This window comes from Hymenobacter saemangeumensis (assembly GCF_039541835.1).
In the GTDB taxonomy this organism is placed as follows: domain Bacteria; phylum Bacteroidota; class Bacteroidia; order Cytophagales; family Hymenobacteraceae; genus Hymenobacter; species Hymenobacter saemangeumensis.
The window spans coordinates 60,178-83,393 of record NZ_BAABGZ010000012.1 but is presented as its reverse complement, the minus strand read 5'-3'; the positions used below and the strand labels follow the sequence as shown (position 1 = coordinate 83,393).

At 63.1% G+C, this 23,216-nt stretch carries 13 protein-coding genes; 10 read left to right on the top strand and 3 right to left on the bottom strand.

What is annotated here, in order from left to right; translation table 11 throughout:
* Positions 1-31: 31 nt before the first annotated feature.
* Positions 32-1,525, top strand: coding sequence for a murein hydrolase activator EnvC family protein (locus ABD919_RS04415; protein WP_345234162.1), 1,494 nt, complete (start codon positions 32-34; stop codon positions 1,523-1,525).
* A gap of 330 nt (positions 1,526-1,855) precedes the next feature.
* Here ABD919_RS04415 and ABD919_RS04410 read toward each other — a convergent pair whose 3' ends face one another.
* On the bottom strand, positions 1,856-2,800 hold the full coding sequence (locus ABD919_RS04410; RefSeq protein ID WP_345234160.1) for a LytTR family transcriptional regulator DNA-binding domain-containing protein: 945 nt from the start codon (positions 2,798-2,800) through the stop codon (positions 1,856-1,858).
* Positions 2,801-3,130: 330 nt separating this feature from the next.
* Between ABD919_RS04410 and ABD919_RS04405 the strand changes: the two genes are divergently transcribed.
* From ABD919_RS04405 to gatA, 3 genes are read left to right on the top strand one after another with little or no spacing between them, the layout of a single operon-like run.
* The gene (locus tag ABD919_RS04405) at positions 3,131-3,466 is read left to right on the top strand and encodes a Sec-independent protein translocase subunit TatA/TatB (RefSeq protein ID WP_345234159.1); all 336 of its coding nucleotides are present in this window, start codon (positions 3,131-3,133) and stop codon (positions 3,464-3,466) included.
* A 12-nt stretch (positions 3,467-3,478) separates the two neighbouring features.
* The gene (locus ABD919_RS04400) at positions 3,479-3,886 is read left to right on the top strand and encodes a Sec-independent protein translocase subunit TatA/TatB (protein WP_345234157.1); all 408 of its coding nucleotides are present in this window, start codon (positions 3,479-3,481) and stop codon (positions 3,884-3,886) included.
* Between the two features lie 12 nt (positions 3,887-3,898).
* Positions 3,899-5,329, top strand: coding sequence for an Asp-tRNA(Asn)/Glu-tRNA(Gln) amidotransferase subunit GatA (gene gatA / locus ABD919_RS04395; protein WP_345234155.1), 1,431 nt, complete (start codon positions 3,899-3,901; stop codon positions 5,327-5,329).
* A 253-nt stretch (positions 5,330-5,582) separates the two neighbouring features.
* On the opposite strand, the gene ABD919_RS04390 is transcribed toward gatA, so the two are convergent.
* Positions 5,583-6,362, bottom strand: coding sequence for an alpha/beta fold hydrolase (locus tag ABD919_RS04390; protein ID WP_345234153.1), 780 nt, complete (start codon positions 6,360-6,362; stop codon positions 5,583-5,585).
* A gap of 383 nt (positions 6,363-6,745) precedes the next feature.
* Here ABD919_RS04390 and ABD919_RS04385 point away from each other — a divergent pair, with 383 nt between their 5' ends.
* The 6 genes from ABD919_RS04385 (at position 6,746) to ABD919_RS04360 (ending at position 22,352) form a co-directional block, all read left to right on the top strand.
* The gene (locus ABD919_RS04385; protein WP_345234151.1) at positions 6,746-9,022 is read left to right on the top strand and encodes a LysM peptidoglycan-binding domain-containing protein; all 2,277 of its coding nucleotides are present in this window, start codon (positions 6,746-6,748) and stop codon (positions 9,020-9,022) included.
* Positions 9,023-9,211: 189 nt separating this feature from the next.
* On the top strand, positions 9,212-11,482 hold the full coding sequence (locus ABD919_RS04380; RefSeq protein WP_345234149.1) for an NADP-dependent malic enzyme: 2,271 nt from the start codon (positions 9,212-9,214) through the stop codon (positions 11,480-11,482).
* A gap of 266 nt (positions 11,483-11,748) precedes the next feature.
* Positions 11,749-12,354, top strand: coding sequence for a Holliday junction branch migration protein RuvA (ruvA, locus tag ABD919_RS04375; protein ID WP_345234147.1), 606 nt, complete (start codon positions 11,749-11,751; stop codon positions 12,352-12,354).
* Positions 12,355-12,548: 194 nt separating this feature from the next.
* Entirely contained in the window at positions 12,549-20,051 is a 7,503-nt protein-coding gene (gene sov / locus ABD919_RS04370) for a T9SS outer membrane translocon Sov/SprA (RefSeq protein WP_345234145.1), read from the top strand.
* Positions 20,052-20,225: 174 nt separating this feature from the next.
* Positions 20,226-20,606 (top strand): glycine cleavage system protein GcvH, encoded by a 381-nt coding sequence (gene gcvH / locus ABD919_RS04365; protein ID WP_345234143.1) that lies wholly within the window; start codon positions 20,226-20,228, stop codon positions 20,604-20,606.
* A gap of 3 nt (positions 20,607-20,609) precedes the next feature.
* Positions 20,610-22,352 (top strand): VanZ family protein, encoded by a 1,743-nt coding sequence (locus ABD919_RS04360; protein ID WP_345234142.1) that lies wholly within the window; start codon positions 20,610-20,612, stop codon positions 22,350-22,352.
* Between the two features lie 250 nt (positions 22,353-22,602).
* Here ABD919_RS04360 and ABD919_RS04355 read toward each other — a convergent pair whose 3' ends face one another.
* On the bottom strand, positions 22,603-23,139 hold the full coding sequence (locus ABD919_RS04355; RefSeq protein ID WP_345234140.1) for a hypothetical protein: 537 nt from the start codon (positions 23,137-23,139) through the stop codon (positions 22,603-22,605).
* Positions 23,140-23,216 lie beyond the last annotated feature (77 nt).

The window sequence follows — 23,216 nt, the reverse complement described above, 5'->3', positions numbered from 1 at the left end:
AAAGTTGGGGCGGCCGGGCGCTTACGCGTGCTTGGTTCGTAGCCTTGCGCAGCGCACAAGCCTTGCGGCTGTACTGCTAGCGCTGGTGCTGCTGGCTGGTCCGGCCCTGGCCCAGCCGGGCCGCAACGCGCCGCCCCGAAAAAATACCCAGACCAAACAGGCCCAGGTGCGCCGCCCTGCCCGCCCGGCGGCCCCGAAAAGCAAAGCCCAGCTGGAACGCGAGCGCCAGGCCAACCTGCAGCGCATTCAGCAAGCCAGCCAGGCGCTGAATCAGACCCAGGAAAAGAAAAAGGTAAGCCTGGGCCAGCTCAACGTCATCAAGGAAAAGCTTACGGAAAAGCAGGAGGTAATCCAGGGAATATCCACCCAGCTCAAGGGCATTGAAAGCGGCGTGCAGCAAACCGCCCAGCAGGTGCTGCAAACCAAGAAAAGCCTGTCGGAGCTGAAGTCCGAGTACGCCCGCCTGCTGTACATGGCTTCCAAAACAACCAACGGCTTCAACCGGCTGATGTTTCTGTTTGCCTCGGAGTCGTTCAACCAGTTTGCGCTGCGCCTGCAATACATTCACCAGTACACCGAGGAGCGGCAGCGGCAGGCGGCCCGCATCATGGGCACGCAGCAGCGGCTGCACCAGCAGCTGAATGGCCTCACCGAGCAGCAGCGCCGCAAAAGCCAGCTGCTCAATACCCAGCTTTCGGAAAATAAAAACCTGCTCAGCCTGAAGTCGCAGCAAGACCAGATGGTGCAGCAGCTCAGCCAGCAGGAGCAGGACCTGCGCCGGGAGCTGGAAGAGCGGCAGCAGGCCGTGCGCCGCCTCGACAACCTGATTGCCGAGCGGGTGCGGGAGGAAATTGCCCGTGCGGCCCGCGCGGCCCGCCTGGCGGCCCGCCGCGAAGCCGAGGCGGCTGCCCGGCGCCGGGCCACCGCTGCCCGCAACAACAGCAGAGCCAACAGCCGGAATGAGCCCGCGGCCAGCCCTCCCAGCCGCAGCGAGGAAGCCGACGATGCCACGGCCAGCCCCGAGGCCGACGCCCCGGAAACTGCCGCCGAGAAAGCCGCCGACCGCCGTGCCGTGAGCATTGCCCTGACCCCCGAAACGGCCCTGCTTTCCTCGTCGTTCTCGGGCAACAAGGGGCGCCTGCCCTGGCCCGTCAGCCGGGGCTTTATCAGCCAGCGCTTTGGCCGGCACGCCCACCCGGTGCTGAAAAACGTGGTGGTCGAAAACCGCGGCATTGACATTCAGACCGGTGCCGGCGAGGCCGTGCGCAGCTGCTTCGATGGCAAGGTGCTCACCATTGCCAACATCGCCGGCATGAACACCATCGTCATGATTCAGCACGGCGACTTCTTCACCGTGTACGCCAAGCTGCGCTCGGTGAGTGTGCGCGAGGGCCAGCGCGTAAGTGCCCGGGAGGTAATTGGCACGGTGGCCACCGATGCGGAGGGCACTTCCGAAGTGCAGTTTCAGGTATGGCACAACTCGGCCAACCTCAACCCCGAAAGCTGGCTGGGCCGCAAGCGGTAGAAGCAAGGCGGAGCCTCAGTGGCAGCGCGGAATTTTATTCTGCGTAGGGCCTGGCTTTTCCCGGTTTCGAGGAAGGGAATGCCGTGTTACGGCAAAAAAAAACACCGCGTAAAACGCGGTGCCTTTCTGAGCTATGAAAACAAACTTAGCCATCGACCAGGGCGGCTGCCCGACTGCGGGGGGGCGTCAAGCGCCAGCTCCAACCGATAACCATCCGAAAGTTGGGGCCTTTTGCGGAAGGTTGGGTGCTTTATTCGGCGAATTGTGCAGTTTTGTCGGTGAACGACGAGTTTCAGCAGGTACACGAATTCGCGGGGTTTAGTTTTTGAACTATACTAAGTTAAGGCGGCCCAGTAGCAGGGCTTTGTAGGAGCTGCCGATTGGCACCTGTACCGGCGGGCGGCTGGTGCCGGAGTCGCGCACGGCATCAAGCAGGGCTGTGTCGGCTTCAATGGTCACAATGCGGTCCAGACGCACAATGTACTTGCGATGAACCCGGGCAAAGTCGCGGCCGGGAAGCTTAGCCTCCATGTCTTTCATGGTGCTGTACACGGTCAGCCGCTCGCGGGTGGTGTGGATATTTACATAGTCGCCCAAGGCTTCCACATATTGAATTTCTGCGGTAAGCACCCGCACCAGGCGCTGGTCCTGCTTCACGAATATTTCGTTGCGTCCGCCGGTGTATAAAGCCTCCCCAGTACTATTTGCCATGCGCAGCACGCCCTCCAGCTTTTGCCGCTCTTCTTCGAGCTGCAGGCGCACCCGGCGCAGTTCCAGCTGCGTCATCACCTGCCGGGCCAGGATGCGCAGGGCCTCCCGCTGCTCTTCGGACAGCTCGCGGGGCACGGTGTCGATGGCGCAGAGCGTGCCCAGGGGGTGGCCTTCGGGCGTGTGCAGCGGAGCCCCGGCATAGAAGCGAATGTGAGGGTCGCCCGTTACCAGGGGGTTTTCCTCAAATAGCGGGTCTTGGGTGGCATCGGCTACCTCATACACGGTAGAGCCCTGCATGGCGTGCTCACAAAACGCCAGCTCGCGCGGCGTTTCGGTGCCTTCGAGGCCCACGCGGGCTTTCCACCACTGCCGGTGGCTGTCGATAAGCGACACCAGGGCAATGGGCGTTCCGCAGATAAAGGCGGCCAGCTGGGCCAGCTCATCAAAAACTTTCTCCGGGTCGGTGTCCAGAATCTGGTAGGCCCGCAGGGCTTCCAGGCGCTCAGACTCATTTATTTGGCGAACCGGCTTGCGGGGGCGGCCTACGGGCTTCTTGATTTTCACAGAAAAAAAGGCTAAAGCAGTAAAAAGGTAATAATTGAGCAGCGGCTCAATACGTGCAGCAGTAGCTAAACAAAGCTAAAGTACAAAAAAAAGGTGAGCCGTGCACTGCCGCCGAACCGGCGTCAACACTCGCCGAATAGTGTATATAAGCCTATGAAAGGAAATGGGGCCGGGCAGGGCAGTCAAGGAATATTACTGCTGGCCCGGCCCGTCGTCCGGAGCCAGGCTTAGGCAAACCCCGGCCTTGGGGTATCTTTGCAGTTCCAGAAGGGCGTGCGCTTCGTATATCTTCCTTTCTCACCATCAACCGGGGCAGCTGCCCCCCACCTCATGCTTCATTCATTGTTTCTGATTGGCAACTTTGGCACGACGGAAATCCTGCTGATTGTATTCGTTATTATTCTGTTGTTTGGGGCCAAGCGCATTCCCGAGCTGTTCCGTGGCATGGGCCAGGGCGTGCGGGAGTTTAAGGACGCCACCAAGCAGGAAGAGCCCAAGTTCCGCGACCAGGCGCCTTCGCAGCCGCCTTACCAGCAGCCCGGTGCCCCCCAGGGCCAGCCGCAGTCGCCCAACTTCTACCCGCACCAGCAGCCCGGCCAGCCCACGCAGCCCGGCCAGCAGGCGCCCAACTTCTATCCCAACGATTCCAACCAGCCGCGCCAGTAGCGCACCCCAGCTATGCAGACCCCTTTCGTTCTTTTCCTGGGCGACATCGGCGGCTCCGAGCTGATGCTCATCATGGTCGTCATCCTGGTGTTTTTCGGCGCCAATAAAATCCCGGAGCTCGCCCGCGGCCTGGGCAAAGGCATCCGCGAGTTCAAGGACGCCAGCCGTGAAATCCGCAGCGAGTTTGAGCAGTCCGGCCAGCCCCAGCAAGCCCAGCAGCAGCACAGCCAGCCGCCCTACGCCCAGCCCAACCCGGCCTACGGCCCTCCCGCCGAGGCCCAGCCCGCCGTGGCGGCTGCCCCTCTCGCCGAGCCCGCCCCGGAGCCGGCCCCGCCGGTAGCGCCCACGCTGCCGCCCAACCTGGCCCCCGAGGGCACCCAGCCCCGGCAGCCGTTTAAACCTGCATCTCCCGACGCCTAATCTGCATTTCGCTTGAAGCGCTTTCATTCCTTATCCGAAGTTCGTAGCGAGCTGACGGCGGGCACTTTGTCCTGCCGTCAGCTCGTCGAGTATTACCTGGACAACATCGAGCGCCAGAACGGCCAGCTCAACGCCTTTCTGGAAGTGTGGGCCGACGAAGCCCGCGCCCAGGCCGAGGCCGTGGACGCCAAGCTGGCCGCCGGCACCGCCGGTCCCCTGGCCGGCATGGTCGTTGGCCTGAAAGACGTGCTGGCCTATGCCGGGCACGCGCTGCAAAGCAGCAGCCGCATGCTCGACGGCTTTAAGTCGCTCTTTACCGGCACCGCGGTGCAGCGCCTGCTCGATGCCGACGCCATCCTCATCGGTCGCCAGAACTGCGACGAGTTTGCCATGGGCGGCTCCAACGAAACCTCGTTCTTTGGCCCGGCCCGTAACGCCCAGGACCCCACGCGGGTGCCCGGCGGCTCGTCGGGCGGCTCGGCCGTGGCCGTGCAGGCCGACATGTGCCTGGCCTCCATCGGCTCCGATACGGGCGGCTCGGTGCGGCAGCCGGCCGCTTTCTGCGGCGTGGTGGGCCTCAAGCCTACCTACTCGCGCATTTCCCGCTACGGCCTGGTGGCCTTCGCCTCGTCGTTCGACCAGATTGGGCCTATCACCCGCTCGGTGGAAGACGCCGCCCTGCTGCTGGAAGTGATGGCCGGCCCCGATGCCATGGACAGCACCGTAAGCCAGCACGAGGTGCCGGCCTACAGCCAGCTGCTCACGCCGGCGCCGCACTACCGCATCGGCTACATTGCCGACGCCATCAACAGCGAAGGGCTGAACCCGGAAATCCGCCAGGCCCTGGAAGGCCAGATTGAGCTGCTGCGCGGGCAGGGCCACGTGGTGAAGGCGGTGGACTTTCCCTACCTCGACTTCATGATTCCCACCTACTACATCCTCACCACGGCGGAGGCCAGCTCCAACCTGGGCCGCTTCGACGGGGTGAAGTACGGCTACCGCGCCCCCGACGCCACCGACCTGGAGTCGCTCTACAAGAAGAGCCGCTCCCAGGGCTTCGGGGCCGAAGTGCAGCGCCGCATCCTGCTCGGCACCTTTGTGCTGAGTGCCAGCTACTACGACGCCTACTACACCAAGGCCCAGCGCGTGCGCCGCCTTATCAAGGAGAAAACCGACGAGCTGCTGCGGCAGTACGACTTCCTGATTCTGCCTACCACGCCCACTACCGCTTTCAAGCTCGGCGAGAAGCAGGACCCGGTGTCGATGTACCTGGCCGACATCTTCACGGTGCAGGCCTCGCTGGCGGGCGTGCCGGCCATCTCGGTGCCCGTGGGCGAAGACGCCGCTGGCCTGCCCATTGGCCTGCAGGTAATGGCCGGCGCCTTCCGCGAAGCCGACCTGCTGGCCTTTGCCCACGGCCTGACCGAGGGCGTGACGGCTTAAGATTGATAGGCAGCATCAGGTTAGGTATAAAGCCAGACCTCCTGAAATGCGAGCGGCGCCTGTTCCGCATTCAGCGAGAGAAAGACCTTCTTCCGGTTGTACTGGTAGTAGGGCCTGATGGCGCGGGGCTTTGCCCCGTGTCTACTATTTGTGGACCTCTGGCCCACGTCGGCAGAACGATTCCAGCACAATACGTTCTGCCGTTGCAGGCCAGAGGCCTGCGAATAGTCGACACGGGCAGAGCCCCGCGCCATCATGCCCTATTATCCAGGTGGGAGGGAGGCGAAGCCAGGAACCGGCGCAGCGCCTGGCCTACCTCCGCGGGGGCTTCTTCCTGGGGAAAGTGCCCGACGGGCAGCTCCAGGGTTTGGGCCTCGGGCAGAAGCTGCTGCCAGCGGGGCAGGGCGGCTCCCAGAAAGGCATTGTGCCGGCCCCAGATGAGCAGCGCAGGGGTAGCCCGCAGCCGGGGCAATAGCCGGCTTTGCTCCTCGTACCAATCGGACGCGCCCAGCAGCTGGTAGCCCAGGCGCAGCAGGCCCCAGCGGCTGTCTGGCGTAGGGAAGGGCCGCAGGTAATGGCGGTGCACGGCCACGCTGAGCTCGCCCGGCCGGGCCAGGGCCTGCCGCAGCAGCACCCGGGGCGAGAAGTTGAAGCGCAGGTAGAGCAGGCGCCCGAGCCAGCTGCGCAGCAGGCCATCGACGCGCCGGGCCCGGGCATCGGGCGCCGTGGCCCACAGCCAGGTATTAAGCAGCACCAGCCGGCATACGCGCTCGGGCTGGCGTAGCGCCAGCGCCAGCCCGATGGGGCCGCCAAAGTCGTGCACCACCAGGGTATAGCGCGTCACGCCCAGGTGTGCAAGCAGCTGCTGCAGGTGGTCGGCGTGCCGGGCGGGGTGCTGGTCGAAGCTGGCGGGCTTGTCGGACAGCCCAAAGCCCAGGTTATCGGCGGCAATGCAGCGGTGGGAGCGGCTCAACTCCCGAATCTGGGCCCGGTAAAGAAACGACCAGGTGGGCGTGCCGTGCACAAACACCACGGCCTCGCCCTGGCCCTCGTCGACGTAGTGAAGCTGCCCCTGGGCAGTAGGAAAGTACCGGCTGGTGAAGGGGTATTCGCTGGGGGCTCTGCGGCAGGCAGTGGATGAATGGCCTGCAGAAAGTCGACCAGCGAAACCGGGGGAGAAGATGCGCGCATGAGGCCAAGATAGAAACCACCGGCAGCAAGCAGCCGCCCCTTCCCCCTAAAACTAAATTCGTTGATTTTGCCGACCAGCATCTGCTGCCGGGTGCTGTGCTTTCCTGAGTATAACTGCGTTAATGAGCCGCCATGAATACCGGAGCAGGTGAAGCCACTCAACAGAATTTCGTTCTTTTGCCCCGCACCTCTACAACTTGTTGAGCTACTTCTTACCTTAGTGCTATGGAGCAACAGTTTAAGAAAGTAGGAACACTGCAGCCGGGCCGGTTCTGGCCCCTGCTGGCGTTGCCATTGCTGCTGTTGAAGCCTGCCGAAAGCCGGGCGCAGCAGGGGCCGCCGCGCACTTCAAAAGGCCGGGAGCTGGCCCCCGTCCCACTTTCCACCGGCGACTCCCTGCGGGTGAGCCTGGAGCTAGAGCCCGACTCACTCGTGGCCGAGCCCCAGCTGCCGGCGGCCATCGACTCGGCCCGCCTGGAGTGGCTGCGTACCCCGCCCACCCTGCGCGACCTGGTGTGCGACCGTATCGGCTGCTTCGAAACCGACGTGCCGCACACGTTCAACAACTCGGTGATGGCCTACGTCACCCTGTTTACGGCCCGCAACCGCGCCTACATGCAGCGGGTGCTGGAGCGGGAGCAGTTTTACTTTCCCATCTTCGAGAAGTACCTGGCGCAGTACAACCTGCCCATCGACCTGAAGTACCTGGCCGTGGTGGAGTCGGCGCTGATTCCTACGGCCAAGTCGCACGTGGGCGCTACCGGTCTCTGGCAGTTTATGGGCCCCACAGCTGGCGACCTGCGCCTACGCCGCGACGAGTGGGTGGACGAGCGCATGCACCCCGAAAAAGCCACCGAAGCTGCCTGCAAGCACCTGCGCTACCTCTACGGCGTGTTTCACGACTGGGAGCTGGTGCTGGCCGCCTACAACTGGGGGGCCGGCAACGTGCAGCGCACCATGCGCCGCACCGGCAAAAAGAACTTTTGGGATATGTACCCCCACATGCCCGCCGAGACGCGCAACTACGTGCCCACCTTCACGGCCATCATGTACAGCATGAAGTACGCCCACGCCCACGGCCTGCACTCCGAGCAGCTGAAGTACCAGGTGGCCGAGGAGCTGGACACGCTGGGCCTGCGCGGGCAGGCCTTCGACCTGCGCCGCCTGAGCCGGGCCTGTGGCTACGACGACTCCACTTACCTCACGCGCTACAACCCCGAGCTGTTCCGGGCGTCCCTGCCCACCGGCTACCGCCCTTACGTAGTGCGTTACCCGGCCTCGGCCCGCCTCCACCTGGGCGACGTAGACCGGGCCACGCTGCTGGAGTACTGCCAGCCGGTGGCGGCCTTGCCAGCCCTGATGCAGCCCCGCCTCGTGCGGCTGGAAGGCGTGGAGCCCTTCCCCAGCCAGCAGCTGCTGGCTGCTACTGCCGGCCCCCGGGCCGAGACGGAAGAGCCGACTCCGCGCTTCCGCCGGGTGCAGCACAGCGTGCGCCGGGGCGAAACCCTGGCTACCGTAGCCGAGAAGTTTGATGTGAGCCCGGCCCAGCTGCGGCGCTGGAACGAGCTGCCCAAAGGCCGCCCCCTGAAGCCGGGCCGCAAGCTGCTGGTATTCGTGCCGCTGCCAGCCCTGGCCGAGCCAGCCAAAGGCAGCGCTGTAGCCGTAGCGGCGGCCCCGGCAGTTCCGACCGCCCTGCGCCCCACGGTGTCGGCGGAGGACGCCGCCGCCCGCCAGGCCCTGGCAGCGGCCAATGCCCGCGAAGCCGCCCGCATGGCGGAGCTGGTGGAGCAGGAAAAAAAGCAGGCCGCCCGACTGGAGTCCATTCGCCAGCGGCAGGAGGTGCAGCAGCGGGCCGCCACGGCCAAGGCCGCTGCCGAAGCCAGAGCTGCCCAGCTGGCCGCCCGCACCCGGCAGGCTGCTGAAGAAAAAGCCGCCCGCCCGCCAGCTCTGGCCGCGGCCAAAGCTGAGGAGGAGCCCACTACCACCGAGGCAGAGCCGGCCCCAGCAGTCGTGGCCAGCAAGGGCCGCCGGCCTGCTCCCGTAGCGGCCGAGCCCGCAGCCAAAGAGCTGCCCGCCCCGGCCCCGGAGACAGCGGCGCCCGGCGTGTACGTGGTGCGCAAAGGCGACTACCTCACCAAGCTGGCCCGGGAAAATGGCGTGAGCGTAAGCCAGCTCGTGTCCTGGAACCACCTCGACTCCGAAACGGTAGTGCCCGGTCAGAAGCTGCTGCTGCAGGCACCGGCGACGGAGCCCACCACTGCTGAGCCGGCCAGCATAGCGGCGAAAGTGCCCGTTGCTGCTCCCGTGGCTGCCAAGGCTGAAAAAGTGGCGTCGGCGCAAGCCGGTAAAGCGGCCCTGAAAACCCATTTGGTGCAGCCCGGCGACACCCTCTACAACATCTCCCGCCGCTTCCGGGTGAGCGTGGCCGAGCTGCGCCGCCTCAACAACCTGGCCTCTGATGAAGTGAAGCTGGGCCAGAAGCTGCTCGTGCCCCAGGGGTAGGGGAGGAACGCGGAATTTCCTTCCGCGCCTAGCTCAGACTTGGGTTGTTCGGTAGTGCGGCTTGTGCTGGCTGCCCTTGCCGCGCGGGAAGGAATTCCGCGTTACGGTGGCGCCACAACGGGCCGGCTGCTACTTTCGTCTTACGGCTGCGCTGCCCGCGCGGCCGTTTGCATTTCCCCCAGAAATTCCATGTTAAAAATAAACAAGCAAGACGCGCTCAACTACCATTCCCAAAACCCCGCCGGGAAAATTGAAGTGGTGCCTACCAAGCCCGTCAGCACCCAGCTCGATTTGGCGTTGGCTTACTCCCCGGGCGTGGCCGAGCCCTGCAAGGAAATTGCCGCCAACCCCGACGACGTGTACAAGTACACTGCCAAGGGCAACCTGGTGGCCGTTATCAGCAACGGCACGGCCGTGCTCGGGCTGGGCAACATCGGCCCGGCGGCCTCCAAGCCGGTAATGGAGGGCAAGGGCGTGCTGTTTAAAAAGTTTGCGGGCATCGACTGCTTCGACATTGAGATTGACGCCAACGACCCCGACGAGTTTATCCGCATTGTAAAGGCGCTGGAGCCTACGTTTGGCGGCATCAACCTGGAAGACATCAAGGCCCCCGAGTGCTTCCGCATCGAAACCGAGCTGCGGGAAAAGATGAACATCCCGCTGATGCACGACGACCAGCACGGCACGGCCATTATCTCGTCGGCGGCCCTGCTCAACGGCCTGGAAATCGTGGGCAAGAAGATTGACGAAATCAAAATGGTGGTGAGCGGCGCGGGTGCCGCGGCCATCTCCTGCCTGCGTCTGTACGTGGCCCTCGGCTTGAAAAAGGAAAACGTGGTGGTGTTCGACAAGGACGGCCTCATCCACGACCGTCGCACCAACCTGGCGCCCATTCAGATGCAGTTTGCCACCACGCGGCCCATCAACAACCTCGACGAGGCCATGGACGGCGCCGACGTGTTCCTGGGCCTCTCCGCGGCCGGGGCCCTGCCCGCCGGCCTGCTGCTGAAGATGGCGCCACGGCCCATCGTATTTGCCCTGGCCAACCCCGACCCGGAGGTAAGCTACCAGCTGGCCATGGCCACGCGCGACGACATCATCATGGCCACGGGCCGCTCCGACCACCCCAACCAGGTGAACAACGTGCTGGGCTTCCCCTACATTTTCCGGGGGGCGCTCGACGTGCGGGCCACCGAAATCAACGAGGCCATGAAGCTGGCCGCCGTGCGCGCCCTGGCCGAGCTGAGCAAGGAGCCCGTGCCCGAGATGGTGAACAAAGCCTACGGCGACAACACCCTCACCTTCGGGCCCGCCTACCTCATTCCCAAGCCCCTCGACCCGCGCCTGATTACCACCATCAGCCCGGCCGTGGCCCGGGCGGCAATGGAAAGCGGGGTGGCCCGGCAGCCCATCGCCGACTGGGCGGCCTACGAAGACCAGCTTCGCGCCCGCCTGGGCGTCAACCAGAAGCTGATGAACCGCATCACCTCGGCCGCCAAGGCCAGCCCCAAGCGGGTGGTGTTTGCCGAGGCCGACAACTACAAGATTCTCAAGGCGGCTCAGATTCTCTGCGACGAAGGCATTGCCCAGCCCATTCTGCTGGGGCCGCACGACAAGATTGAAGCCATTGCCCGCGCCAACAGCCTGGACCTGGAAGGCTGCGAAATCATCAACATCCTGCAGCGCGAAGACAAGCGCGACGAGTACGCCCAGCTGCTGTACCAGAAGCGGCAGCGCCGCGGCATGACGCTCTACGAAGGGCGCCGCCTGCTGCGCGAGCGCAACTACTACGCCGCCATGATGGTGGAAACTGGCGAAGCCGACGCTTGCATCACCGGCCTCACCAAGGACTACGGCAAGAGCATCATGCCCGCCCTGCAGGTAATTGGCACCGAGGAAGGTACCCGGCGCGTGGCCTCCATGTACATCATTCAGCACAAGAAAGGCCCGTACTTCTTCGCCGACACCACCGTGAACATCAACCCCACGGCCGAGGAGATGGTGGAGATTATCGGCCTCACCGCCCGGGCCGTGCGCTTCTTCGACACCGAGCCGCGCATTGCCGTAATCAGCTACTCCAACTTCGGCTCCAACCCCGGCCCGCTGCCGGAGAAAACCCGCCGCGCCACCGAGCTGGCCAAGGCGAAATACCCCGACCTGCTGCTCGACGGCGAGATGCAGGCCAACGTAGCCCTCAGCCCCACGCTGCTGCAGGAGCATTATGGCTTTAGTCCTTTGGCCGAGAAGGGCGCCAACACCCTGATTTTCCCCAACGTGGAGTCGGGCAACATCGCCTATAAAGTGCTGCAGGAAATCGGCGGCGCCGAGGTTATCGGCCCGGTGCTGATGGGCATGCGCAAGCCCGTGCACATCCTGCAGCTGGGCGCCTCGGTGCGCGAAATCGTAAACATGGCCGCCATTGCCGTGGTAGACGCCCAGCTGGCCGGCAAGGCGCTATAATTCAGCTGTCCTGGCTAAGGTAGAGCGCAGGGGCGAGCTTATGGGGAAAGCGCAGGCATAAATCAATTTCTGCCCGCGCTTTCCCGATAAGCCTCTTCGCCTGTTTGCCCTTGGCGCATGAAGCTTGAGCAGTGCTTTTTCATGCTTTCTTCACAAAACCAAAGAAATTGCCTGTAAAAGCCAGTAGATTTGGGAATAAAATACGGTCCAAGCGGTGTTGCCATTGCAGGCCCCACACTACCCGGCCGCTTTATTTCCGACTCTGAATGATTGCCTACCTCGACGGTAAACTCGCCTACAAAGACCCCGCCCAAGCCATTATGGACATTGGCGGTGTGGGCTACGAAGTGAAAATCTCGCTGGCCACCTTTTCCAAGCTGCCCGCCGAAGGGGAGAAGGCTAAAATCTACACGTACCAGCACATCAAGGAAGACGGGCAGGCCCTGTACGGCTTTCTCGACCCCAGCGAAAAAGCGCTGTTCATGCTGCTGATTTCGGTGTCGGGCATCGGGCCGGGTACGGGCATCGTGATGGTGAGCAGCATGAGCGTGGCAGAAATCCGCGAAGCCATTGTGAGCGAGAACGTGCGGGCCATTCAAAGCATCAAGGGCGTAGGGCCCAAAACGGCGCAGCGCGTGATTCTGGAGCTGCGCGACAAGCTGCGCAAGGACGAGCTGCTGGCCAAAGCCGGCATCGACACCGTGCCCCTGGCCCGGCAGCACAATACCCGGCGCTCCGAAGCGTTGCAGGCCCTGGTCACCCTCGGCTTTGCCCGGGCCGCAGCGGAGAAAACGCTGGACCAGATTTCGCAGAAGCACGGCGGTGAGTTGAGCGTGGAGGAAATGATTAAATTTGCTTTGAAGTCGCACTAGGCGCTGCCCGCCCTTCGTTAAAATCTGAGCAGCAAGGTGTAAGTTTTTGGCGTTCGGCATTCGGTCAGCTGGCCGGGGCGGGATTTTTTGGCTTTTTGGCAACAGCAGCAATTACCCTTCTCTATTAACCGGAACCTATTGATAAACAGTTACTAATTTTCAATTCTGCGTTCTAAGTTCTAATTGCTGTCTGCTTGAAACTCGGTCAGAAGTTTATTCCCGCGTCCGTTGTGGTAGTGGCATCGTTGCTGGGGTGGTGGGCGCAGGCCGGCCCTGCCGGACGGCTGCGCGTGTCCACGGCCTGGCCGCGCCTGAGCCGCGTGCTGCTGGCTGATACCCCCCGCCCTGCTGGTGCTCCGGCCGATACCATCGTGCGCTACCGGCCCAGCCGCCGGCCCCGCGTGCGCCCCAAGGACCGGCCCGGCAACCCCTTTGCGCCGCTGCGCCGCCGCTCCCCGCTGGTGCTGCCCCTGCCTTCGAACGTGAAGCTGGACGTAGCCGTGGACGACAGCCTGAAGTCGTTTGATGTGAAGGAAAAGGTGGGCAGCGAGATTAACTTCCGCGACCCCAGCAAGCTCTCGTACAAGGAGTACGAGCAGTGGCAGCAGCGCGAAGCCGTTCGCAACTATTACCGCGAGAAAGCCAAGGGCGGCGTGGCCGGGCCGGCCGCGGCTGCGGGCTCCCCCCAGGCCCAGCGCCTGATTCCCAAGATTTACCTGGGGCCCATGGCCAACCGCATCTTCGGCGGCAGCTATGTCGACATTCGCCCCGCGGGCTCCGTCACCATCAAGCTGGGCTGGCGCCACAACAACAACGAAAACCCGGCCCTGACCCTGCGCCAGCAAAGCGTGGGCGACTTCCTGTTCGAGCAGAACATGAACGTGAACCTGACCGGGCAGATTGGCACCAAGCTCAAGCTCAATTTTAACTACGACACCAAGGCCTCGTTCGACTTCGAAAACCAGATGAAGTTCGACTACGCCGGGGAAGAAACCGACATCCTGCGCAAGCTGGACCTGGGCAACGTGAGCCTGCCCCTGACCAACTCCCTGGTGCAGGGCGGGCAAAACCTGTTTGGCATCAAGACCGAGCTGCAGTTTGGCCGCCTGGGCGTGACGGCCGTGGCCGCCACCGTGCGCGGCACCGCCGACGAGGTGCGGGTGCAGAACGGCGCCCAGAGCCGGCAGTATGAGCTCAAGGCCAGCCAGTACGAGCGCGACCGGCACTTTTTCCTGGCTCAGTTTTTCCGCGACCGGTACGACCAGGCTCTGCGCAACCTGCCCACGGTGCAGAGCGGCATCGAGATTCGCAACCTCGAAGTGTACGTGACCAACGACAACCGCACCACCGACAACCTGCGCAACGTGGTGACGCTGATGGACCTGGCCGAGCCCTTCCGGGTGTACCAGGGCGACCTGCAGCGCATGACGGCCACGGTGCGCACCCCGGCCGACAACGCCGCTAACCCCCTGTATCCGGCTTTGGTAAGCGCCGGCAGCATGGTGCGCGACAACCTGAATGTGGATACCTACCTGCAGAGCGGCATTCCCGGCGTGGTGCCTGGCCTGGTGAAAAACATCGACTTCGAGCGGGTGCGGGCCCGCAAGCTCGACCCCCGGGAGTACACCTTCAACCCCCAGCTGGGCTACCTGTCGCTGAACACCGCCCTGCTGCCCGACCAGGTGCTGGGCGTCAGCTTCGAGTACCTCTTCAACGGGCGCGTGTACCGCGTGGGCGAAATCCAGTCGGAGTACGGCACCCGCGGTCAGGACGAGGTGATTTTCCTGAAGATGCTGAAGGCCACCAACCCCGGCGTGGGCGTGGCCGACCCCAGCCGCAACCCCAACAACGCCAACCTGCAGACGGGCAACACCCCCACCTGGGATTTGATGATGAAAAACATCTATCCCCTGAATGCCTCGCAGCTCAGCCGCGACAACTTCCTGCTGCAAATCATCTACAAGGACGACGCCACGGGCGTCGACCTGATTTCCCTGAAGGAGGGCAACCGCATTGCCAACCGCCCCCTGATTGAGGTGCTCAACCTCGACAACGTCAACCCCAACAACGACCGCAACGCCGACGGCAACTTCGACTTCTTCCCCGGCATCACCATCGACCCGGAGCTGGGCAAGGTCATCTTCCCCAACGTGCAGCCTTTCGGCTCTTTCCTGCGCAGCAAGTTTGAAGCCGGCGAGCAGGACCTGATTGACAAGTACGTCTACGACGAGCTGTACGACCAAACGCAGAGCGACGCCCAGCAGCGCCAGGAAAAAGATAAGTTCTTCCTGCGCGGACGCTTCCAGGGCGCGGCGGGCTCCGACGAAATCAACCTGCCCGGCATTGGCATCGCCCAGGGCTCGGTGCGGGTGCGCTCGGGCTCCACGCTGCTCACCGAGGGCGTCGACTACCAGGTGTTCTACGACCAGGCCAAGGTGAAAATCCTTAACCCGGCCTACCTGAACTCGGCCAATGAGCTGCGGGTGGAGTTTGAGAAAAATGCCCTGGTGCAGGTGCAGCCCCGCCGCCTGCTGGGCGTGCGCCTCGACTACAAGCTGAACAAGGACGTGAACGTGGGGGGCACGGCCCTCTACATGCTGGAAAACCAGGCCCCGGGCATCAACCGCGTCAACATCGGCGACGAGCCCGCCAACAACGGCATCATTGGTGTTGACGGCTCCATCCGCAAGGAAAGCCGGGTGCTGACCAAGTACCTCGACAAGCTGCCGTTCATCTCGACCAAGGAAATCTCGACCATTGCGTTCAGCGGCGAGTTTGCCAAGCTGCTGGCCGGCCGCTCGCAGCTGGGCCGGGGCGAAAACGGCGTTTCCTACATCGACGACTTCGAGAATGCCCGCACGCCCTACACCCTGGGCGGCCTGAGCTCCATCCCGTTCTGGCGCCTGGCGGCCACGCCCATCACCATTGAGCCGGGCAGCACCGTGGGCCTGCCCTACAACTACAAGCGCGCCAAGCTGGCCTGGTACACCGTCGACCAGAGCTACTACACCGGCGGCCCGGGCGTGCCGTCCAACATCTCGGCCGGCGACCTGCTCAACCACTACACCCGCGGCATTCCGCGCAACGAGATTTTCCGGGAGCGCGACCTCGGCGCCACGGGCAACGGCTACGAGTACTCCTTCGACCTGGCGTATTTCCCCGGCGAGCGGGGCCCCTACAACTACGACCCTGCCGTATCGGCCGATGGCAAGCGCCTGACCGGCCGGCCGGCCTTCGAGAACTTCGCCGGCATCAGCCGCGCCATCACCTTCGACACCGACTTCGACAACGCCAACATCGAGTACCTGGAGTTCTGGATGATGGACCCCTTCCTGAAGCTGCGCAACCCCAATGCACCGGGCAGCCGCGTCAACATCACCGACCAGGACGGCAACGACGATGCCAACACCGATGGCGGCGATGTATACATCAACCTGGGCAACATCAGCGAAGACGTACTCAAGGATGCCAACCAGCACGAGTTTGAGAACGGCCTGTCGGATGACCCTCAGGATACCCGCCCAACTGTGTGGGGCCGCGTCACGCGCCAGCAGTTCCTGACCGACGCCTTCGGCGCGGCCCCGGGCCTGCGGGCTATCCAGGACGTGGGCCTGGACGGTTTGAACAGCACCGATGAGAAGAACTTCTTTACCGGCATCAATGGGGTCTATACTTCCATCGACGACCCCTCCGGCGACGACTTCCGCCACCACCGCGACCCGGCCTACGACCAGCTGAACGCGAAAATTCTGGGCCGCTACAAAAACTACAACGGCTACGAAGGCAACTCCCGCGAAGGCACCGACCTGGTGGCCACGGCCTTTCCCGACAAGGAAGACCTCAACCGCGACAACGTGGTGTCGGACGTGGAGCGCTACTACGAGTACAAGCTGTCGATTATGCCCAACGAGATGGAAGTAGGGCAGAACTACATCATCGACAAGGTAACCAACGAGGTGAACGGCGACCAGGTGACCTGGTACCAGTTCCGCATTCCGGTGCGCGACAACCCCGTGGTGCGCGGCGGCAACGGCCAGCCCTTTGGCTTCAAGTCCATCCGCTTTCTGCGCATGTACCTCACCAACTGGACCCAGCCCGTGGTGCTGCGCATGGTGCAGCCCCAGTTTGTGGCCAACCAGTGGCGCCGCTACATCTACAAGATTGCCGACCCCCGGGGCGGGCAGTGCATGAACTGCCTCACCGATGCCGACGCCTTCAGCGTGTCGACGGTAAGCATTGAGGAAAACGGCGCCGGCGGCCCCGGCGAAACGCCCTACGTGTCGCCGCCCAACATCGTGCGCGACAAGGAGTACGGCTCGAGCAGCACCTCCCGCCTGCAGAACGAGCAAAGCCTGCGCCTGTGCGTGACCAACCTGCGCGACGGCTACGCCAAGGCGGCTTACAAGAACATCTCCACCAACTTGCTGCGCTACAAGCGCCTGCGCCTGTACCTGCACGGCGAAAGCGACGACGCCAACATGCGCGACGGCGACGTGCGGGCCTTCATCCGCATCGGCACCGACTACACCCAGAACTTCTACGAGTACTCCCTGCCGCTGGTAATCACGCCCCAGGGCAGCTCCGACGCGCAGGCCATCTGGCCCCAGGCCAACGAAATCGATGTAGCCTTCCAGGCCTTTATCGATGCCAAAGCCGAGCGCAACCGCCGCGTGCCGCTGAACCTGCAGGAGCCCTACATCAAGACCCTGCCCAACGGGGCCACCATTACCGTAGTCGGCAACCCCGACTTCTCGGCCGTGCAGGGCTGCATGATTGGGGCCCTGAACCCGGTGTCGGACCCGGCTACGGCCAAGAGCTTCTGCCTGTGGGCCGACGAGTTCCGGGTGTTCGACTTTGAGCAGGACAACGGCTACGCGGCTACGGCCCGCCTGAACGTGAAGCTGGCCGACGTGGCCAACCTCACGGCCACGGGCAGCTACACCAGCATTGGCTTCGGCGGCCTGCAGGACAAGGCCCAGCAGCGCTCCCTCGACGACGTGTTCCGCGGCGACCTGAACGCCACCGTGTCGTTTGAGAAGTTCCTGCCCGAGAAGCTCAACCTGCGCGTGCCCGTGCTGCTGCAGATGGGCCACGAAAGCCGCTCGCCCAAGTACGACCCCCTCGACCCCGACACGCCCCTGAGCCAGAGCCTGCAGAAGTTTGAGGGCGGCTCCGACCAGCAGGCCGAGTACCGCCGCAAGGTGGTAGACCAGACCACCAGCCGCAGCATCTCGGTGCTGAACGTGCGCAAGGAGCGCAGCGCCAACAGCAACAGCAAGCCCAAGCCCTGGGATGTGGAAAACCTGGCCCTGAGCTACTCGCTCACCGAGCGCCTGCATACCGACATCCGCACCGACCGCGACTACACCCGGGCCTACACGGCGGCCGTAGCCTACGTGTACCAGACCTCGCCCAAAAACTACACGCCCCTGAGCAAGGTGAAGGCCCTGGATAACCCTTACCTCAAGGTGTTCCAGCAAATCAACTTCACGCCCCTGCCGTCGCGCTTCTCCTTCCGCACCGACATCGACCGGCGCTACAACGAGCGGTTTCTGCAGCGCGTGCTCGTGCCGGGCCAAGTGCCCAGCACCCAGGGCATTCCCGGCGTGTTCCTGAAGTCATTCTTCATCAACCGCATCTACGACCTGAAGTGGGACCTGACCAAGAGCCTGATTTTCGACTACACCGCCACCAACCGCGGCGTGGTTGACGAAGGGCCAGGCCGCACCATCGGCGACAGCCCCGAGGCCGTGCGCAACCGCGAGCAGCTCCAGAACAACCTGCTGCGCGGCGGGCGCACCACCAACTTCACCCAGACGGCGGCGCTGACCTACCGCCTGCCGCTCGACAAGTTTCCGCTTACCGACTGGATAAGCGCCGACACCCGCTACGCCGCTACCTACAGCTGGCAGGCCGCCTCCACGGCCCTGCGGGCCCCGGTGTTTGCCGTGCCCACCGGCGACGAGGCCCGCGACACCCTCACCAACCGCCTGAACCTGGGCAACACCATCCAAAACAACGCCGAGCTTAGCGCCAACGGCCGCATCGACCTGGTGAAGCTCTACAACAAGGTGAAGTTTCTCAACATCATCAACAACGCCCAGCCGGCTGCCGGGGGCGGCGCTGGCAAGCGCGCAACGCGCAACGATGCCCTGGGCATGGCCCTGCCCGCCGAAACCCGGCCCAAGCCCGAAGCCAAGGCCGACACCACCAAGGAAAAGTTGCGCTTCGTGAAAGCCGTGCTGCGCTCGCTGATGACGGCCCGCTCCATCAACTTCACCTACACGCGCTCCAACGGCACGCTCATGCCCGGCTACCTGCCCAAGACCAAAGCCTTCGGCATGAACGGCGACTTCACCGCGCCCGGCCTGCCCTTCATCCTGGGCCAGCAGTACGAGCTGAGCGAGCTGTACGAGCGGGCCCGCGACCGCGGCTGGTACACCGACGAAAGCCACTACCTGAACACACCCTTCAGCTCCCTGCTCACGGAAAACCTGACCCTGCGCACGGCCCTGGAGCCTTTCCGCGACTTTAACATTCAGGTAGACGCGCGCCGTCAGCTGGCCAAGAACAACGAGGCCTACTACCGCCGCCTGCTCGACGATACCACCCTGGAGCCGATAACGACGCTGGACCCCCGCACCGGCTACTACCAGCTGGCACCCACCCAGGCCCTGGGCACGGGCTCGTTCAGCACCTCCACCGTCACCATTCAAACCATGTTCGGCGACTTGAGCGCCAACGGGGAGCGCTCGAAGGCCTTCGACCAGTTTGTGAAAAACCGGGAGTTTGTGCGCGCCAGCCTCACGGCCGCCAACCAGAACCCGGGCACCTACGGCTTCAACTCGCAGGAAGTACTGATTCAAAGCTTTATCGATGCCTACCACGGCAAGTCGTCGGATGGCTACGAGGCCAAGAAGTACAACCCCTTCGCCATGCTGCCGCTGCCCAACTGGCGCGTCGACTACAACGGCTTTGCCCAGCTGGAACTCGTGAAGCGCTACTTCAGCTCCTTCACCTTCAACCACGCCTACTCCTCTACCTACAGCGTGGGCAGCTACAACACCACCTCGCGCTACGAGCGGGAGCCGGGCTTCAACGTAAACCCCGACGCGCCCTTCCTGCTCAACAACAACGGGCAGTTTGTGCCCTACTACGTGGTGGGCCAGGTGAGCATCATCGAGCGCCTCTCCCCGCTGATTGGTATCAACTTCCAGACCACCAACAAGGTGACGGGCCGGGCCGAGTACCGTACCGACCGCGCCCTGACCCTGAACACGACCAACGCCCAGGTAACCGAGCTGTACACCAATGAAATGGTGATTGGCATCGGCTACGCCACCAACAGCCTCAAGCTGCCCTTCCGCGTGGGCGGCGAGCAGCGGGTGCTAAAAAACAACCTCACCGCCCGCCTCGATTTGAGCATCCGCGACAACATCACCATTCAGCGCAGCATCCTGGACGTGGAAGACCCCTCGGCCATGAACCCCGCTGGCAATGCAGGCCGCCCCACCAGCCAGATTACCAATGGCTCGAAGCAGTTCCAGCTGCGCCCCACCATCGACTACCTGCTCAACACCCGCCTGAACCTGCAGCTGTACTACAGCCAGACCATCACCACGCCGCGCATCAGCAACGCCTTCCGCAACTCGACCACCGAAGGCGGCATTCAGCTGCGCTACAGCCTGGCCAATTAGCCTGATGAGGTGCTGAGGCGATGAAGTAAAAGGTGAGGCAGCATTCCTGCCTCACCTTTTTTTCTGCTGCCCGTTCGTATCACTCGGCTAAACCAAGCCCCAGGCCTTACTTTTGAACTGAGCAACCCTAGGCCTCGTCACTCCATCACCTCATTACCACATCACCCTATTTCCATGAATCTTCCCGCCAGCCTGCACTACACCAAAGACCACGAATGGATTCGCGTTGAAGGCGATGTTGCCTACGTGGGCATCACCGACCACGCCCAGAAAGAGCTGGGCGACATCGTGTATGTCGACATCGACACCCTCGACAAAGAGGTGGCCCAGCACGACGTGTTCGGCACGGTGGAGGCCGTGAAAACGGTTTCTGACCTGTTCAGCCCCATCACCGGTACCGTGCTGGAAGTAAACGAGAAGCTGGCCGACGCCCCCGAAACCGTGAACTCCGACCCCTACGGCGACGGCTGGATGGTGAAAATCTCCATCGCCAACCCTTCGGAAATTGAAGACCTGCTCAGCGCCGAAGCTTACGGCGAGCTGGTAGGCGCCTAAGCCTTGGCTACGGCATCGTCCCGGCCGTACGCAGGGCTGCCCCTCGCCTGGGCCACCCTCATTGCCGTGCTGACGCTGACGCCCAGCCATAAGATGCCGCGCACGCCCGTATGGGAGCTGCTGTCGTTCGACACAGCCGCCCATGCGGGCGTGTTTGCCGTTCTGGCCATTTTAGGCTGGTGGGCAATAAGCCGGCAACGCCGCTGGCCGACGCTGGCGCCCTGGGCCGGCACGGTGGTGTTCGTTGCTTGTATTCTGTTTGGCGGGCTGATTGAGGTGTTGCAGCATACCATGAAGCTGGGCCGGCACGGCGACTGGACGGATTTGCTGAGCGACGGCATCGGCGCAGCGTTGGGCCTGGGCCTGTGCGCTACCGGCGCCCGGGTTCTGCAGCGCCCGGCAAGGCCGCTGTTAAGCCTGGCTTTGCTGGCCCTGCTCAGCACCTTAGCTGCCACGCCGGCTAGGGCCCAGGAACTGCCCAGGGCGCGCAAAACCATAGAAAAGCTGGCGTCCCCCGCTATGCTGGGGCGGGGCTACGTAGGCGATGGGGACAAGAAGGCTGCGGCTTACCTGCGCGGCCGGCTCAGGGAGTTGAAGCTGGAGCCGCTGGCGCCCGATTATACCCAGCGCTTTACGCTGGATGTGAACACCTTTCCTGGTAAGCTGGAGCTGCAGCTTCAGCATGGCTTCGGGCCGGTGCTGGGGCCACGCTGGCCGCTGCAGCCCGGCCGGGATTTCATTGCTGCCCCAAACAGCGGCAGCGGCCGTCTCCGGGGGCGTCGCCTGTGCTACCTCGACAGCGCTGCCTTAACTAGCCCCGATGGGCTGCGGGAGTTTTTTCACTGCAGCCGCCTGCCTTGTACGGTAGTGCTGCTCGACCGCTACGTGCAGCAGCCCGCGCACTTACCGTTAGCGGTAAAAAATCGGGTTGACTCGGCAGCGGCCGTGCTCAGCATCGTGCCCAAGCTTACGGCTTCGCTGGCACCAGAACAGACTAGCCAGCTACGCCTGCACGCCTTGCCACATGCCATGCTGCACCCCTTTAAGCCCGGCACCGGCTCCCCGGCCTGGACGGCCAACCTTGAAGTAGAAGCCCGGCTTAAGCGCAGCTACCCCTCGCAAAACCTGGCCGCCGTGGTGCGCGGCAGCGCGCAGCCCGACTCTTTCCTGGTCGTCTCAGCTCACTACGACCACCTCGGCACCATGGGCAAGAAAGCCTACTTTCCCGGAGCCAACGACAACGCCAGCGGCGTAGCCTTGCTGCTGGAGCTGGCCGCACATTACGCCAAACCCGAGAACCGGCCGGCCTGCTCCATTGCCTTTCTGCTCTTTGGGGCTGAGGAAGCTGGCCTCATCGGCTCCAGCTACTTTGTGGCCCACCCGCTGCTGCCGCTGAAAAACATTAAGTTTCTTGTCAACCTCGACCTGCTGGGCACCGGGGAGCAGGGAGCTACCGTGGTGAATGGCCGCGTGCACGAATCCGCCTTCCGCCGCCTGAGCAGCCTCAACGAGGCCGGGCACTACCTGCCCGCCCTGGGCGCCCGCGGCCGGGCCGCCAATTCCGACCATTACCCGTTTTCAGAGTTGGGCGTGCCCGCGTTTTTTATCTATACCCGCGGCGGCAGCCCGGCTTATCACGACGTACACGACCAGCCCGGGGCACTTTCTTTGGCGGGCTTTTCCGGCGCTTTTGGCCTGGTGCGCGACTTCCTGAATACTATGGGTGGGCTGGGCGTAAAGAAATAGACAAGAGCTGACTGGGGGCAGTACCCGGCTTAGCGCGGGCCGGCGTCCACTGTTGTGCGAAACAGACCGGCCTAGTAGTCCAGGGAGCTTGCCCCGATATGACGACCATTCGTTCGGGACTCTCGCGGTGGAAAACGAGCGGTGAGAGCTGCTATGCAACAAGGCAGCAGGAGCCACCAAGAAAAAAGCCCCGACTCAGAAGAGTCGGGGCTTTTGAATAATTAACGCTTATAAAGGGAGTCGTAATGTATTAACCGTTAGACTTGAGCGAGAGCATGATTTGCTTGGCAATGGGCTCCCACTCGGGCTTCTGGCGGTCGGCGCAGTTGAAGGTGCAAATCATGAGCTTGCCTTCTACGTCGGTGAAGAATACCAGCGTGTAAACCTCATGGCCCATCTCCGGCTTCATGAACTCGAGGTAGCCCACCTTGCGGTTGTTGATGTTCTTCACACCTTCGCCAAACCACTTAGCATCTTTAAACTGCTTGTGGTGGGTTTTGGCAAACGAAGCTGCGTATATGTCAATCATGTCCTGGTCAGCGTCGTTCTCGCTGTAGTTGAAAGCCAGGCTGATGAGGTTGTTGTTGGTGAAAATGACGCTGGGGCGGCTCTGGGCTTTGGCGTAGGCAAAGTCCATCTGCTGCTCGGTCATTACCTCAAAACCCTTGGGAATCAGAATCTCAACCCGCTCGCTGAGCACACGCTTCTTGACCAGTTCAATCTCGGAAGCAGGCCGGGCAGCCATCAGGAGCAGCCCCATAATACAGAGTAGTAGTGTTGATTTCATGGTATAGGTAGTTATGAGGTGAGACGTAATTGTTTTGCTTTGTTTCTGGTGCCCAAGTTAGATACAATAAACGTGTA

Bases quoted from the DNA above. Each gene is read 5' to 3' on its own strand.
- ruvA (WP_345234147.1), top strand. From the start codon at position 11,749: ATGATTGCCTACCTCGACGGTAAACTCGCCTACAAAGACCCCGCCCAA.
- ABD919_RS04355 (WP_345234140.1), bottom strand. From the start codon at position 23,139: ATGAAATCAACACTACTACTCTGTATTATGGGGCTGCTCCTGATGGCT.
- ABD919_RS04400 (WP_345234157.1), top strand. From the start codon at position 3,479: ATGCAGACCCCTTTCGTTCTTTTCCTGGGCGACATCGGCGGCTCCGAG.
- ABD919_RS04405 (WP_345234159.1), top strand. From the start codon at position 3,131: ATGCTTCATTCATTGTTTCTGATTGGCAACTTTGGCACGACGGAAATC.
- gcvH (WP_345234143.1), top strand. From the start codon at position 20,226: ATGAATCTTCCCGCCAGCCTGCACTACACCAAAGACCACGAATGGATT.
- ABD919_RS04380 (WP_345234149.1), top strand. From the start codon at position 9,212: ATGTTAAAAATAAACAAGCAAGACGCGCTCAACTACCATTCCCAAAAC.
- ABD919_RS04385 (WP_345234151.1), top strand. From the start codon at position 6,746: ATGGAGCAACAGTTTAAGAAAGTAGGAACACTGCAGCCGGGCCGGTTC.